Origin of the sequence: Pseudomonas sp. GD03875 (assembly GCF_029840585.1) — a bacterium.
GTDB classification, from domain to species: domain Bacteria; phylum Pseudomonadota; class Gammaproteobacteria; order Pseudomonadales; family Pseudomonadaceae; genus Aquipseudomonas; species Aquipseudomonas paralcaligenes.
The window spans coordinates 76,427-89,283 of sequence record NZ_JAOCCV010000010.1 but is presented as its reverse complement, the minus strand read 5'-3'; the positions used below and the strand labels follow the sequence as shown (position 1 = coordinate 89,283).

Here is a 12,857-nt window from a genome sequence, read left to right as displayed (position 1 = left end):
TATACCAAATCAACTCGACGACGCCGCACCGGCAGGCTGACCGCCGCTCGAAAGCTCGGTCTGCACATCAGAACCCCGGACGAGCGTCAGATCGACGGGACACCGATCCGCGATCTCAAGAATGCGCGCGCGTTGATCATCGCTGAGCGGCCCATCGAGAACGATGGTGCGTGTGAAGCGGTCAGGCGGCATCATGTCCGCCACCTTCTCGTGCCGCACGGTCGTCGTCGCTCTTTCGAGCGGGAAGCCCTTGCGGTCGGCGTAAAGGCGCATCGTCATCACCGTGCAGGCAGCTAGCCCGGCTGACACCAGTTCGTAGGGAGACAAGCCGCTCCCAAGACCTCCGACCGATTCCGGCTCGTCGGCGAACAGAGTGTGCTCGCCACTGCGCACCGTGAGCTGGAACTTTCCCGCGAGCGTCTCCGATGCAACGACACCTTTCGCCGCCTCGACCTGCGGAAGATCTGCCGCAAGCGGCGGAAGAAAGCGGCTGGCCCACGCGGCGACCATAGCTGAGGCGTAGTTCGCATCTTCGACGTCGGTGAGAAGGTGATCCGCCGTGTCGAGCGAGACAAAGCTCTTAGGATGTCGTGACGCGACGAAGATTCGCGAGGCATGCTCGATGCCCACGACTTGGTCCACCGGCGAATGCATGACCAGCACCGGACGTCGAAGCGCGGCGATGGACTTCTCGATGTCGGCTCGCTCTACCGTTTCCAGGAAGGTGCGGCGGATGAGGAACGGCCTGCCAGCGATCTCCACAGAGGCCTCGCCCTTGCTCGCTATCGCGTCGAGGTCGCCAGGCCGGAACACGCGCAAGATATGCTGAAGGTCGGCCGGCGCACCGATCGTCACCACCGCTGCGACATCCGGCAGCTCGGCGGCGGCTACGATCGCTGCCGTGCCACCCAGGCTGTGCCCGACAAGGAGGGCGGGTGGCATACCGGCAGCCGCCATGGCCTTCGCGGCTGCCCTCAGATCGTCGACGTCAGAAGCGAAGCTTACCTCTTCTTCCGCGGCACTCGCGAGCCCTGTGCCGGCGAAGTCGAACCGCAAGACGCCGATACCAGCCCGCGAGAGCGCGCGTGCGATGTGGACGGCGGCGCGACTGTCCTTCCCGCAAGTGAAACAATGGGCGAAAATCGCCCAGCCGCGAGGAGTCCCTTCCGGCGCCTCTAGGTGCCCGGTTAGCTCCGACGCCGCTCCCCCGGCAAACTTGAACCGTGTTCCTGCCATATGCTTCGAGCCTCCAACGGCGGCTTGGCAGGTGCACCGAAACCCTTCGAACCTGACCCGGAGCACCATCGACCCGAGATAACCGCCAAGGCATTCTTTTTATATGCGTGGCGCATATAGACAAGCCCCTAAACCACTATTATATGCGTCGCGCATACTTCTGTGGCCATAGTCAGATTGGTCCACTGGGGTGGCATTCGTCAGGCGCAGGCCAAAGGGCTATGGAGCTCAATCAGGTCAGCTATTTCATCAACTTGGCCGAGACGCTGAATTTCACTGCGGCTGCTCGCCTCAGTGGTGTGTCACAACCAAGCCTGACCCGAGCGATCCGCCGCCTGGAGGAGGAACTCGGTGGACCGCTTATCTATCGTGACGGGAAGAACAGCCGGCTAACGAGCCTGGGTCAGGACGTCGAGCTGGAATTCCGCCGAATGCTGGTTGCGATGAAGAGCGTAAGACATCACTCGGAAAACTGGGCGATGGGGCGGCATCGCGTTCTCGATGTTGCTGTCGCCTCCAGCGTCGGCCCGAGGGCCTTCACAGCCTTTTTCGAGAGCGCTCTGGAAGAGGTGCCGTCCATCGAGATCAAACTGCACTCGCTCCAGTCGGGCGAGGACACGTCGGAGGTGCTCTCAGGCAAATATCACGCGTGCATCCTGCCTCGCGAATCCAGGCCGGATCGTAAACTTGATGTGCGTCCTCTCTTCCGGGAGCGTTTCGTGCTCGGCTGCGCTGCAGATCACCCCTTAGCGGCGTGCGAAGTCGTTCGTGGCGAAGACCTGCTCTCTTTCCCGTTTGTAGATCGACTGAAATGCGAATGCCGCGATCAAATCCTCGATCACTTCGCGCGTCGAGAGGTGCGGATACGTCCTCGCTTTCGCTCAGATCGAGATGATTGGGTGCAGCGCATCGTCGCCGAAGGTCGGGGGGTATGCATTCTGCCCGAACGCTCGGCCACCACCCACGGCTTGATCACCAGGCCGATCGAGGGCTTCGCTATCGAGCGTGAGATCGTGATTGCCACCGTGTCCGGATCTACGGCACCGGTCGAGATACGAAAAATCGCTCAGCTTGCAGCCCGATACGAATGGAGTTGACCCGCCAAGCAAGAGGCATGTGCGGTATAGAAACTATACGCACGACGTATTGGATTAATGTTGGGGCCACTGCGATAGTTGATGTGAGTATCGACGTGATAAATTGAACGTAGTGTGCCTGACCCTCTAACTAAGTAATGGAGATTCACCATGAAGTTTGAAAAGTCGCAGGCAGCAATCGAACGCCTGACCCCGGAACAACGCCGGATCACCCAGCAGGACGGCACCGAGAGGCCCTTTACCGGCGAGTATAACGACAACAAGGAGGCGGGCATCTACGTTGACGTCGTATCCGGCGAGCCGTTGTTCGCGTCGACGGACAAGTTCGAGTCGGGCACTGGCTGGCCGAGCTTTACCAAGCCGATCGTCGCGGCTCACGTGAACGAAGTGCGAGACAGCTCGCATGGCATGGTTCGGACGGAGGTTCGCTCGGTGCACGGCGACAGCCATCTTGGCCACGTGTTTCCGGACGGGCCGTCTGACCGCGGCGGCCTGCGCTACTGCATCAACTCGGCATCACTTCGATTCATCCCGCGCGATGAGATGGAAGCCGCGGGCTATGGCGAATATCTCGACCAAGTAGAGGAGGCCTAACATGCAACAGCGCGCTGTTCTCGCTGGCGGATGCTTTTGGGGAATGCAGGATCTGATCCGCAAGCAGCCCGGCATCGTTTCGACCCGCGTCGGCTACACCGGTGGCGACGTGCCGAATGCCACGTACCGCAACCATGGCACTCATGCAGAGGGGATCGAGATCACCTTCGACCCGACAGTGACGAGCTACCGTAATATCCTGGAATACTTCTTCCAGATCCATGATCCGACGACAAAGAACCGCCAAGGCAACGACCGCGGCCTCTCCTATCGGTCTGGCATCTATTACGTCGACGAGGAGCAGAAGCGCATCGCCGAAGATACGATAGCCGACGTCGATGCGTCCGGGCTGTGGGACGGCAAGGTCGTCACCGAAGTCGAGCCCGTGGGTGACTTCTGGGAAGCGGAGCCGGAGCACCAGGATTATCTGGAGAAGAGGCCGGGCGGATATACCTGCCATTTCCCGCGCGCTAACTGGGTGCTCCCGAAGCGTAAAGACGCTGGCGACACCCAGGCTGAGGCCGGCGCGGCAGCGGAATAACTGCAGCGACAATTGCGGCTGAGCCCCTGGGTCGCACCATCGGACCCGCATCCACTGATGGTGCGGGTCTGAAACCCAGCTAATCAAGCGGTCAGACCGCTCCTCAGCCATCGAGTTGTTAGGATCGCCACATCATGCCAGACCTTTCTTCGTTTCCGATCACACAACGCTGGCCGGCATCCAACCCCGACCTTCTGCAGCTCTACGCCGCGCCCACGCCCAACGGCGTCAAGGTCTCGATCATGCTCGAGGAGATCGGCCTGCCGTACGAGCCGCACTTTATCGACATCTCTAAAAACGAAAGCAAAGATCCGGCCTTCGTTTCACTAAACCCGAATGGCCGCATACCTGCGATCATCGACCCAGTGGGCCCGGACGGTAAGCCGCTCGGCGTTTGGGAATCCGGTGCGATCCTCGTTTATTTGGCCGAGAAGACCGACCAGCTCGTCCCGAGAGCATCAGCCAAGCGCTACGAGGCGCTAAGCTGGGTATTCTTCCAGATGTCGGCGATTGGCCCAATGTTCGGTCAACTCGGCTTTTTCTTGCGTTGGGGCGGTAAGGACTACGAGGATAAGCGGCCTCAGCAGCGGTTCGCCGACGAGTCCAGACGTCTTCTAGGCGTCTTGGATCGCCAGTTGGACGGGCGCAGCTGGATCGTTGACGACTACTCCATTGCTGACATTGCGACCCTCGGTTGGGTGAACGCCCTGGTTGGCGCCTACGATGCCGGCGACCTACTGCGGTTTAGCGATCATTCGAATGTCCGAGCGTGGCTGGATCGCGGCCTTGCGCGCCCAGCAGTCCAACGTGGGCTGCTCATGCCGGCGAGATCAGCATGAGTGTCATCGCTGCATATTACTACAACGAGGGTCGGCGTATCCGAGAAGTGGCTATCGACGAACGCGTCGAGCTCGACAAGAACCGTTCGGGCTTCTGCTGGATTGGGCTCAGCGAGCCTTCCGTCAACGAACTGAGGGCGCTTCAGGCGACCTATAATCTGCATCCTTTGGCGATAGACAACGCGATGCACCCGATATGCCCGCCCAAGCTCGAAGTTTATAACGGCGAGCTTTACGTCGTCGCCCAGACAGCTGAGCTGGTCGGGGACCGCATACGTTACGGCAAGACGGCGATCTTTACTGGCCATAACCATCTTATCACCGTTCGCCACGGCAACGCCGGGGCATTGGGCAACCTTCGAGAGCAACTCGAGCGTTCGCCCGCCCAATTCGGAAAGGGCGTCGATTACGTCCTCCACGCGATCCTTCACCGGATCGTGGATCAGTATCTGCCCATCTTCGAAATGATCGAGGATGACGTACTTGCGATGGAGAGGCGGTCGCTCGACGACTTCCTTGGGCGAGAGGACGTTGCTCGCATCTTCGGCCTGAGATGCGAGCTGACGCGCTTTCAGCGCACCCTTGGCGCTATGGCCGAACTGGTGCGCAAGCTCGTGCGCGGACACTTTCCCTGCATCAGCGCTGAGGTGCGACCCTACTTCAACGACGTTGCGGACCATGTTGATCGTGTCCAGTCCATGGTCGATGGCCTCCTGCAGGTGCTATCCACTGTATTCGAGTTCAGCAGCCTTCTCGAAGCGCAAAGAATCGGGGTCGTCACACGCCAACTTGCGGCATGGGCCGCGATCCTCGCAGTGCCGACAGCGATTGCAGGCATATACGGCATGAACTTCAAGAACATGCCGGAACTGGACACGGCTTACGGCTACTTCGTCGTGCTCGGTGTCATGCTGATGTTCTGCCTCTTCCTGTTCGTGCGGTTCAAGAAGGCCAAGTGGCTGTGATCGCTGCGCGCGAGCCTCAACTAGATCCAGCAGGCTGCCGCGCGCCGTCCACAGCCGCCCTTCCGTCCCAACGTGAACTCGAGGTGCATCAATGACCGCCCAAGTGACCGACGTTCTAGAAGCAGTGCAGACCTTCGTCGCGAAGGGCTATGACCGCGAGTACCGCGTCAAGGACGGCAACCTAGTCGATCTCGAACTGGGATCGATGCTCGATCCATGCTCCATTCGCGTCGACGCAGCGCTGCGTCTCGAAAGCGGGGACGGTGCCGAAGATGCTTCGAACATCTACGCGATCACCGATCCCGCGACCGAGCGAAAAGGTTTGCTGATTGATGCCTTCGACGTGTTCGACGAGATTTGCCACCGTGATCTTTCCGAGCGCCTCCTGGAACATCGTGAGATAACGCCTGCAGGCGACGAAGGCGTTCCGAGCAAGCATGGGCTGCGGAAGGTCTATAAGGCCGAATTCGATCGCGAACCCGAGCGTTACGTTCTTCGAGAAGGCTTCCCCGATTTTCCGGCATGCCCGTTCGGGGGCGCATTCAGCATTCTCGGCTTCGATACCGCAGAACAGACGTATGTCTGGCTCGTGACCAGCATCATTCGGGATCCTCGGCTGATCAGAATCCCCTACCAGGGCGAAGACGTCATCATCGAAGAATAACGGTGCCGGCTGCGGAACGCGGCCTTTCAACGGCTTGCTTCGATAGATCGGCTTATCATTTCAAATTGCAATGCAACGAGGTGCAGATGGATTGGAATAAGGACCACATTCGGGAAACGATGCTGTCGTTGGAGACCGCTGCTCTGCAGAGCGCTCGCGACAAGTATCTCGATTATGTTTCTACCGCTCGCTTGGATCGGAGCGAGTCGATCGAGAACGACGAACAGGCACAAGCCGAGATCGCGAGCGACTTCGCCGAGGCGCTCGACGATACGCTGGACGATTACGCCGACAAGCTCGACAAGCTCAGAACAATCGACTTCGGACCGAAGACGGCGGTTACAGAAGGGGCGGTCATCAAGTTGTCGGGTCGCTACTTCGTCGTCGCGGTGTCAACGGACAAGTTCGTCTGCCATGGGCGCGAGCTTATGGGCATATCGACGATGGCGCCGATCTTCGAGGTAATCGACGGGGCTCAGGCTGGCGAGACGGTTCAATTCAACGGCCGAGAGCTGAAGGTCGAAGCTGTCTCATAGCAAACGGTCGCCGGGGCCGCAGCGCTAGTTCCGAACGCTCTGCGGCTCGTCCTGGGTTCGTATCATCGCATCGAGAGAGGCGGTGATCATCGGCGTACTCGGACAACGTGTCGCCTTTACCTCGATTGCGGAGCGAGAGCGACCGCGTAGGCCCGCTAACACCGCTAGCATGGTCAGCAGGACAGCAGCATAGACGAACAGCCCACCAGGCCCGACACGATCCATCACCACGCCCCCGACAAGTGGTCCGGCCGCCGTTCCGATCCCGTTGAGCAGCAGAAGCCCTCGCGCGGTGCCGAGCAGCCGCCCTGGAGGAAGGTCGTCGTTCGCGGCGGCGAGACACAGCGAGTAGATCGGGATGCCAAAACCGCCGAAGAGCGCTCCCGCCGCAAGAAGGACGGGCAAAGGGGCGTCTGCCGCCACCGACACGCCGATGGCTGCCACGGCGGATGCCAGCGCCGCTCCTGCGATGACCAGGTTCCTGGACACCCGGTCGGAGAGCCAACCGAGCGGCCATTGCAACACAAGCGTTCCTCCGAGAACCGCGGCCATGAAGGCGGAGATGCCGGCGACGTCGAGACCAATCCTTTGCGCGAAATTAGGCCCCATGCCCCAGAAGCCGCCTATGGCCAGCCCGGCCAAGAAGACGCCGATCGACGCCAAGGGCGAAACAGAAAAGAGATCCCTGAATGCAACCGACTCGTGCCGTACGTCGGCCGGCGAATGACTGGGGAGTAGAGTGATCGGAACCACTGCGGCAGATATCAGCAGCGAGACGATGAGGAAAAGTGTAACATCGGCGGGTGGAGCGATGTTGAGGAGCGCCTGTCCGGTCGCCCAAGAACCCATGGAGACAACGCCGAAAATCGACAAAAGCTGACCGCGTGTGGATTGAACCGCGTGGGCATTGAGCCAGCTTTCCGTTGCGAGGATCATTCCCGCATATGCGAAGCCGGTCACGAGCCGAAGCGGCATCCAAGCTACCGGATTTACGAACGCTACATGGAGAAGGGCGGTCATCGATGCGATCGCCGCAAAGCCGGCGAAGGTCCGTACGTGCCCCACCGACACAATGATGCGAGGCAAAACCAGCGCGCCAATCGTGAAGCCTGCGAAGTAGAACGACATCATCGCGCTGATCGCGGCGGCCGAGAAGCCCTCCTGACCAGCTCTGACGATCAAGAGCGTGCCCAGCAGCCCGTTGCCGAGCAGCAAGATGGCGACGCTCAACAGCAAGGCGGCTACTGGCGCGAGGACGAGACCACGCGTGCAAGCAGCCTTCACGTTGTCCAATGCCTGGCTCATTTCAGAGCCTGTCGCGGAACTCGATACTCCGCAGCGCTGATGAATTGATCAAACGCCTCGCACCAGATGACAACTGCGCTGTAATCGTCAACGTCGACGCCTCTTGGCACCGCCACGATGAACCCAGCGAAGGTCTTCACATCTCCCAGCAGAACTGAAGAGCCTTTGGCTTCAAGGAAGTCCTGTTTGGTGTCTACAAACCGGGGCGCGAGGTAGACTTTGTAATCCGGACCAGGAGACAGACGCCCAAGGTGCACGATCCGATCGGGCGCGACACGAACCTCTCCGTCACCCCAGTGCAGTAGATCACTGCCCTTAAGATCGCGTGCAAACCGCCCCACGTAGACCGCTTTCGAAGCAGAACTCTGGAGCGCGGCTTCAGTGGGCGCAGGCGGCGCAGTCAGGATCGGCAGCAGATAGATCCCACCGGCGAAGCCTATGGACATGACGAGGATGTGAGTCCCGGTGAGGATCAGCCAACGCGGCATAGCGTCACGCCCGCTCCAGTTCCGCCACAAGACGATCTGCTTCTAGATGGAAGTCAGAGAAGACAATGTAGCCATCGGCATCGATCACCACAAACCAAGGCGTTCCCCGGGTATGATAATCCCCCATGAGCGTTGGGAACGGTGCACCTGGTGGTGGCTCGTCGTGACCAAAGGCGACAGGTAAGCCGTACTGGAGCTGATTGACGCGCAGTTTTTCGAATGTGTTCTCTTGCGCGCCTTCGAAAACCGTTTGGACGACCGCAAACCCGACGCCTCTGGATTCCAACGCCCCATGCAATCTTTGAAGCGTGGGAAAGCCATGCAAATGGCAACCACGGCACCAGTGCTGGAACGCGAACAGAATCTTCGGTCCGCTACCGATGTCTGAGAGCTTGAGGGGCACGTCAAGGCGGTGTCCGTCTCCGCCGATCCAATGTTGCACACGAAGCTCGGGCGCTTGTGCTCCGGTAGCGCTCATCCGCTTTCTCCAACCTCAATGCAGAAGCCCGATGTCTGGCCGAGCATTGCGGCGGCAGGCGAACTGCTGTCCTGATCTGCGCTCTTTGGCTTGAGGTCTCTTGATCGATTCGATCGAGTTTTCGTCCGATCCTTGCCTCAGGAAACCAAGATTTCCGCAGCAGCAACTATGAATTGTTACGATCCACAATACCAATAGCTGCTCGGTATAGTTTCCATACCACGTACCCCGTTGGTGGGGCGGTTCTCCCTCAGCGCTCTTGACGGCCACTTCTCGAGCTGTGCGCCACAGGGAGCGCGCGCTTGTGCGCCGTCGCGCGGTATGCGCTTGCGATCGTCCCCGCAACTGACTCATTCACGGCTTTACCTTCGAGGAAATCGTCGATTTGGTCGTAGGTCACGCCATAGACATCCTCGTCCGGTCGCAACGGCGCGCCATCATCCAAGTCTGCGGTAGGAACCTTGCCGATCAGCTTTGCCGGTGCGCCTAAGTACGATGCTATCGCGCGCACGCGCCGTTTGTTCAGGCCCGCTAGCGGCAAGAGGTCGGCTGCTCCATCGCCGAACTTAGTGAAGAATCCCATCACCGCCTCCGCAGCATGGTCCGTCCCGATGACCAAACCCCGCAAGCTGCCTGCAAGTGCGAATTGCGCCACCATGCGCTGACGCGCCTTGATGTTCCCGAGAACGAGATCGCGTTCGCTCGAATCTGCGGGGGCGAGACCAGCATTCAACACCTCTTGCCAGATATTGTCCGTCGCCGGTTTCACATCGATCGTGACTGTTCGGTCGGGCTTGATCGCTTGCAGGGCAAGTTGCGCGTCGGCTTCGTCGGCCTGCGTGCCGTATGGCAATCGGACTGCCACGAATGCACTGTCGTAACCGCGCTCGCGCAGTGTCCTCACAGCCGACTGCGCAAGCAGACCTGCAGTGAGAGAGTCGATACCTCCACTGATGCCCAGGATGAATGCGCGAAGACCCGATCTCTCCAGGTAGTCGCTAAGAAACCTGGTCCGGCCTACCGTCTCACGTCGCGCGTCGAATGAAACGGAGACGTTGAGCGCACCGATGATCTCGGTCTGGATGGTCATCTCGATCTTTCATTGTCGCGCAGCGCGCATCCACGCTCGCAGCGAAGCGTGTGCGCGAGGGAGCATACCCTGGCAGTTTGCCGAGGGGAACGCAGTTGCGACTCTTGCAAAAAGCTATCGAAACTATAGCGAACAGGCATTGGTCAAACTTGGCGATATGCCGCTATAGTATCTATGCAATCGTCGCAGCTCATAGCGGGCGAAACTATTGTTGTATCGTAGAACACGCCGGTGATCCAAGATTCAGCCTATCGGAAAGCTCGACCTTTGCTTGCGCGAAGTTGTTGTACCTAATAGTCTGTAATGAACCCGGCTCCGGTCTGTCGTGACAAGCAAGGGGGTTCGACATGGTCACCAGAGGTTTTACCGGCCGCGGTTCAGGCGGCGACCACTCGAACCGAATCCCGCCTGGTCAGCACCTCGTTGAAAATTTTCCGGTTCTGACAGCGGGACCGACGCCGCGCATTGAGACATCCGACTGGAAGTTCACGGTCAAGATCGGCCCGAGACCCATTAAGGTCTGGAATTGGGGCGAGTTCAACGCCCTGCCTAAAACGAAGGTGACCAAAGACATTCACTGTGTGACGTCCTGGTCCAAGCTCGATACTGCATGGGAGGGCGTGCTCATCGAGGACATCCTTGCGGCAGCAGGGATTGAGCGGCCAACCGACTTCGTCTTGGCGCATTGCTACGACGGGTATTCGACGAATGTTCCTTTGGCCGACATGTTGTCGGGGAAGGCGATGATCGCTCTGAACTACGAGGGCCAGCCACTTCCACGCGATCATGGAGGACCGGCGCGCCTCCTCGTTCCTCACCTATACTTCTGGAAGTCCGCAAAATGGGTGAACGCGCTGCAATTCACAACGCGTGATGAAGCCGGCTTCTGGGAGCTGCGTGGATACCACATCTACGGCGATCCTTGGCGCGAGCAGAGATACACCCATGACTGAGATCGGCGCGCAACCCGCGTTTTGGCAGTCCTGCTTCATCGAAGAAATCGTCCAACAGACTCCGAGTATCAAGAGCTTCTTCCTGCGGTTGGGGAACCCGTTCGCTCATGTCGCGGGCCAGCACGTCGATGTCCGTCTGACCGCGCCCGACGGCTACACCGCGATGCGAAGCTATTCGATCGCCTCGTCGCCCACTTCATCTCCGATCCTTGAACTTGCCATCGAGCGCCTTCACGATGGCGAGGTCTCACCGTTCTTCCATGATATCGCAGCAACCGGCGACGAGATCGAACTCCGTGGGCCGCTCGGTGGCCATTTCCTATGGCCGGAGCCTGCCGACGAGCCAGTCCTACTGATTGGGGCGGGCTCCGGCGTGGTGCCGCTGATGTCGATGATCCGCCAGCGCCGATCCCTAGCGCAGACGGTCCCAGTTGCATTGCTCCTGTCGGCGCGGACCGCCCAAGACGTGCTGTTCTCCAGGGAACTGCACTCAATTGAAACGGACGATCCAGCATTCAGCTTGGCGCTGGCGATCACCCGCGAGGCGCCCTTGCGCGCGTCGGACTTTGATCGGCGCATCGACGGCTTGATGGTCAAGGAGACAATCTCCCGTCTCGGCCGAAACCCTTCGCAGGTGTTCGTCTGCGGCTCCAACGGCTTCGTCAACATCGCAACGGACGGTGCGCTCTCGGCAGGCCTCGACCCCTCAATCATCAAGACTGAGCGCTATGGTGGTTAAACGCAGCGAACCGCCCACGCTCATCCTTCTTTTTCCGATTCCCAGGAGATCAGTATGAGTCGCTTTGCTGAACCTGTTTTCGTCGCGGCTGGGCTGCGGACACCCTTCGGTCGAGGTAGCGGGGCGTTGGCGAACTACGACGCGGTCTCGTTATCCGTGCCCGTGGTTCATGCGATGGCGAATTTAGCCGAGCCCGATCTGGCTGTTTGGGGAACCGTCATACCCAACCTGGGATGGAGCAACATCGCTCGGGAAGTTTGGCTGGACGCCAAGCTCAACCCCAGCATCCCCGCGTTCTCCGTTGTCCTAGCGTGCTCGACCAGCATGACTGCAACCTTCGCTGCGGCAGGACTACTTGGTGGCGGGACAGACCTGACAATGGTCGGCGGCGCAGAGGTCATGAGCAGGCCGTCGCTCGCCTTAACCGCTGAAGCATCCAAGCGATTGACCGATCTGTTCGGGCAGGATCCGGCCGCGGCACTTTCGGCGCTGCAATCGCTGACGCCGCGCGACTTCGTGCTCCCAACCAAGGGGTGGGCCAACCGTATCACCGGTCGGACGATGGGCGATCACATGGAAGAGACCGCCAAAGCTTGGCGTGTCTCGCGCGAAGCTCAGGACGACTGGGCTCTGAAGAGCCACCAGCGAGCCGTCGCCGGTTGGGACAACGGCTTCTTCGACGACCTTGTCATCTCTCTGCCGGAGTTGGCGCGCGACGCGAACCCGCGAGCAGATACGTCTGCCGAGCGCCTCGCCGCCCTAAAGCCAGCCTTTGATCGGGAGAGCGGACAGGGCAGCCTGACGGCCGGCAACAGTTCCCCCATCACCGATGGAGCGGCCGGCTGCTGGGTTGCCAACGACGCGGGTCTGAGGAGACTCCCTGCCGGTACGCCTTTCGCGCGGCTCGTCGACTACGAAGTGTCGGCAGTCGACCTCCATTCGGAAGGGCTCCTGATGGCGCCTTCCTACGGGATACCGCGCTTGCTCGCGCGGCATCGCCTCGGCTTCTCCGACATCGCTCTGTGGGAGATCCACGAAGCGTTCGCTGCCCAGGTGTTGGCCAATGTCGCGGCCATCGCCGATCCGGATTGGGTACGCGAAAAGGCCGGCGTCGAGGCCGCCATGGGCGAGTTCGATTGGAATCGAGTCAACCCCAATGGCGGTTCGGTAGCCATCGGACATCCCTTCGGGGCGACCGGCGCGCGCGATCTTAGCCAAGCGGTGAAGGAACTGTGGGCCCTGCCGGTTGGGTCGCGAGGGATCGTCAGCATCTGCGCTGACGGCGGCCAGGGCACCGTTGCTCTTCTTGAACGCGTTTGACCGGAGGATATT

Annotated in this window: 15 protein-coding genes; 10 read left to right on the top strand and 5 right to left on the bottom strand. The window is 60.1% G+C overall.

Annotation, left to right across the window (positions count from 1 at the left end; translation table 11 throughout):
• Positions 1–9: 9 nt before the first annotated feature.
• Positions 10–1,236 carry a bifunctional alpha/beta hydrolase/OsmC family protein gene (locus N5D30_RS11440; RefSeq protein WP_088217337.1) on the bottom strand — a complete coding sequence of 409 codons (1,227 nt, stop codon included), beginning with the start codon at positions 1,234–1,236 and terminating at the stop codon, positions 10–12.
• A 221-nt stretch (positions 1,237–1,457) separates the two neighbouring features.
• On the opposite strand from N5D30_RS11440, the gene N5D30_RS11435 reads away from it, so the two are divergent.
• The 7 genes from N5D30_RS11435 to N5D30_RS11405 all read left to right on the top strand — a co-directional run bounded on the left by N5D30_RS11435 (position 1,458) and on the right by N5D30_RS11405 (position 6,472).
• Entirely contained in the window at positions 1,458–2,333 is an 876-nt protein-coding gene (locus tag N5D30_RS11435) for a LysR family transcriptional regulator (RefSeq protein ID WP_167387108.1), read from the top strand.
• Between the two features lie 150 nt (positions 2,334–2,483).
• On the top strand, positions 2,484–2,927 hold the full coding sequence (msrB, locus tag N5D30_RS11430; RefSeq protein WP_037520575.1) for a peptide-methionine (R)-S-oxide reductase MsrB: 444 nt from the start codon (positions 2,484–2,486) through the stop codon (positions 2,925–2,927).
• Position 2,928: 1 nt separating this feature from the next.
• Positions 2,929–3,468, top strand: a complete 540-nt coding sequence (gene msrA, locus N5D30_RS11425; protein WP_088217335.1) for a peptide-methionine (S)-S-oxide reductase MsrA — start codon at positions 2,929–2,931, stop codon at positions 3,466–3,468.
• Positions 3,469–3,602: 134 nt separating this feature from the next.
• Entirely contained in the window at positions 3,603–4,307 is a 705-nt protein-coding gene (locus N5D30_RS11420; RefSeq protein WP_088217334.1) for a glutathione S-transferase N-terminal domain-containing protein, read from the top strand.
• On the top strand, positions 4,304–5,272 hold the full coding sequence (locus tag N5D30_RS11415; protein ID WP_088217333.1) for a magnesium and cobalt transport protein CorA: 969 nt from the start codon (positions 4,304–4,306) through the stop codon (positions 5,270–5,272). The genes N5D30_RS11420 and N5D30_RS11415 overlap by 4 nt, the downstream gene beginning before the upstream one ends.
• A gap of 91 nt (positions 5,273–5,363) precedes the next feature.
• Positions 5,364–5,936 carry a hypothetical protein gene (locus N5D30_RS11410; protein ID WP_088217332.1) on the top strand — a complete coding sequence of 191 codons (573 nt, stop codon included), beginning with the start codon at positions 5,364–5,366 and terminating at the stop codon, positions 5,934–5,936.
• An 86-nt stretch (positions 5,937–6,022) separates the two neighbouring features.
• Positions 6,023–6,472 (top strand): hypothetical protein, encoded by a 450-nt coding sequence (locus N5D30_RS11405; RefSeq protein WP_088217331.1) that lies wholly within the window; start codon positions 6,023–6,025, stop codon positions 6,470–6,472.
• A 24-nt stretch (positions 6,473–6,496) separates the two neighbouring features.
• On the opposite strand, the gene N5D30_RS11400 is transcribed toward N5D30_RS11405, so the two are convergent.
• The 4 genes from N5D30_RS11400 to nadE all read right to left on the bottom strand — a co-directional run bounded on the left by N5D30_RS11400 (position 6,497) and on the right by nadE (position 9,833).
• A complete protein-coding gene (locus N5D30_RS11400) occupies positions 6,497–7,777 on the bottom strand; it encodes an MFS transporter (RefSeq protein WP_231771191.1) in 1,281 nt (426 codons plus the stop codon).
• The gene (locus N5D30_RS11395) at positions 7,774–8,265 is read right to left on the bottom strand and encodes a DM13 domain-containing protein (RefSeq protein WP_088217330.1); all 492 of its coding nucleotides are present in this window, start codon (positions 8,263–8,265) and stop codon (positions 7,774–7,776) included. Before N5D30_RS11395 ends, N5D30_RS11400 begins: the two co-directional genes overlap by 4 nt.
• A 4-nt stretch (positions 8,266–8,269) precedes the next feature.
• Positions 8,270–8,743 carry a thiol-disulfide isomerase gene (locus N5D30_RS11390; protein WP_088217329.1) on the bottom strand — a complete coding sequence of 158 codons (474 nt, stop codon included), beginning with the start codon at positions 8,741–8,743 and terminating at the stop codon, positions 8,270–8,272.
• 250 nt (positions 8,744–8,993) lie between these two features.
• On the bottom strand, positions 8,994–9,833 hold the full coding sequence (nadE, locus tag N5D30_RS11385; RefSeq protein WP_094514268.1) for an ammonia-dependent NAD(+) synthetase: 840 nt from the start codon (positions 9,831–9,833) through the stop codon (positions 8,994–8,996).
• 347 nt (positions 9,834–10,180) lie between these two features.
• Between nadE and N5D30_RS11380 the strand changes: the two genes are divergently transcribed.
• Genes N5D30_RS11380 through N5D30_RS11370 form a run of 3 tightly spaced genes read left to right on the top strand, consistent with a single transcriptional unit; the run spans position 10,181 to position 12,845 of the window.
• A complete protein-coding gene (locus N5D30_RS11380) occupies positions 10,181–10,786 on the top strand; it encodes a sulfite oxidase-like oxidoreductase (RefSeq protein WP_088217416.1) in 606 nt (201 codons plus the stop codon).
• Positions 10,779–11,525 carry a ferredoxin reductase gene (locus N5D30_RS11375; protein WP_088217417.1) on the top strand — a complete coding sequence of 249 codons (747 nt, stop codon included), beginning with the start codon at positions 10,779–10,781 and terminating at the stop codon, positions 11,523–11,525. The genes N5D30_RS11380 and N5D30_RS11375 overlap by 8 nt, the downstream gene beginning before the upstream one ends.
• 54 nt (positions 11,526–11,579) lie before the next feature.
• Positions 11,580–12,845, top strand: coding sequence for an acetyl-CoA C-acyltransferase (locus N5D30_RS11370; protein ID WP_088217418.1), 1,266 nt, complete (start codon positions 11,580–11,582; stop codon positions 12,843–12,845).
• Positions 12,846–12,857: the final 12 nt, after the last annotated feature.

Excerpts from the sequence above, each read along its gene's own strand:
- N5D30_RS11390 (WP_088217329.1), bottom strand. The coding sequence starts at position 8,743 with ATGAGCGCTACCGGAGCACAAGCGCCCGAGCTTCGTGTGCAACATTGG.
- N5D30_RS11370 (WP_088217418.1), top strand. The coding sequence starts at position 11,580 with ATGAGTCGCTTTGCTGAACCTGTTTTCGTCGCGGCTGGGCTGCGGACA.
- N5D30_RS11435 (WP_167387108.1), top strand. The coding sequence starts at position 1,458 with ATGGAGCTCAATCAGGTCAGCTATTTCATCAACTTGGCCGAGACGCTG.
- N5D30_RS11405 (WP_088217331.1), top strand. The coding sequence starts at position 6,023 with ATGGATTGGAATAAGGACCACATTCGGGAAACGATGCTGTCGTTGGAG.
- N5D30_RS11400 (WP_231771191.1), bottom strand. The coding sequence starts at position 7,777 with ATGAGCCAGGCATTGGACAACGTGAAGGCTGCTTGCACGCGTGGTCTC.
- N5D30_RS11410 (WP_088217332.1), top strand. The coding sequence starts at position 5,364 with ATGACCGCCCAAGTGACCGACGTTCTAGAAGCAGTGCAGACCTTCGTC.
- msrA (WP_088217335.1), top strand. The coding sequence starts at position 2,929 with ATGCAACAGCGCGCTGTTCTCGCTGGCGGATGCTTTTGGGGAATGCAG.
- N5D30_RS11395 (WP_088217330.1), bottom strand. The coding sequence starts at position 8,265 with ATGCCGCGTTGGCTGATCCTCACCGGGACTCACATCCTCGTCATGTCC.
- nadE (WP_094514268.1), bottom strand. The coding sequence starts at position 9,833 with ATGACCATCCAGACCGAGATCATCGGTGCGCTCAACGTCTCCGTTTCA.
- N5D30_RS11380 (WP_088217416.1), top strand. The coding sequence starts at position 10,181 with ATGGTCACCAGAGGTTTTACCGGCCGCGGTTCAGGCGGCGACCACTCG.
- N5D30_RS11375 (WP_088217417.1), top strand. The coding sequence starts at position 10,779 with ATGACTGAGATCGGCGCGCAACCCGCGTTTTGGCAGTCCTGCTTCATC.
- N5D30_RS11420 (WP_088217334.1), top strand. The coding sequence starts at position 3,603 with ATGCCAGACCTTTCTTCGTTTCCGATCACACAACGCTGGCCGGCATCC.
- N5D30_RS11415 (WP_088217333.1), top strand. The coding sequence starts at position 4,304 with ATGAGTGTCATCGCTGCATATTACTACAACGAGGGTCGGCGTATCCGA.
- N5D30_RS11440 (WP_088217337.1), bottom strand. The coding sequence starts at position 1,236 with ATGGCAGGAACACGGTTCAAGTTTGCCGGGGGAGCGGCGTCGGAGCTA.
- msrB (WP_037520575.1), top strand. The coding sequence starts at position 2,484 with ATGAAGTTTGAAAAGTCGCAGGCAGCAATCGAACGCCTGACCCCGGAA.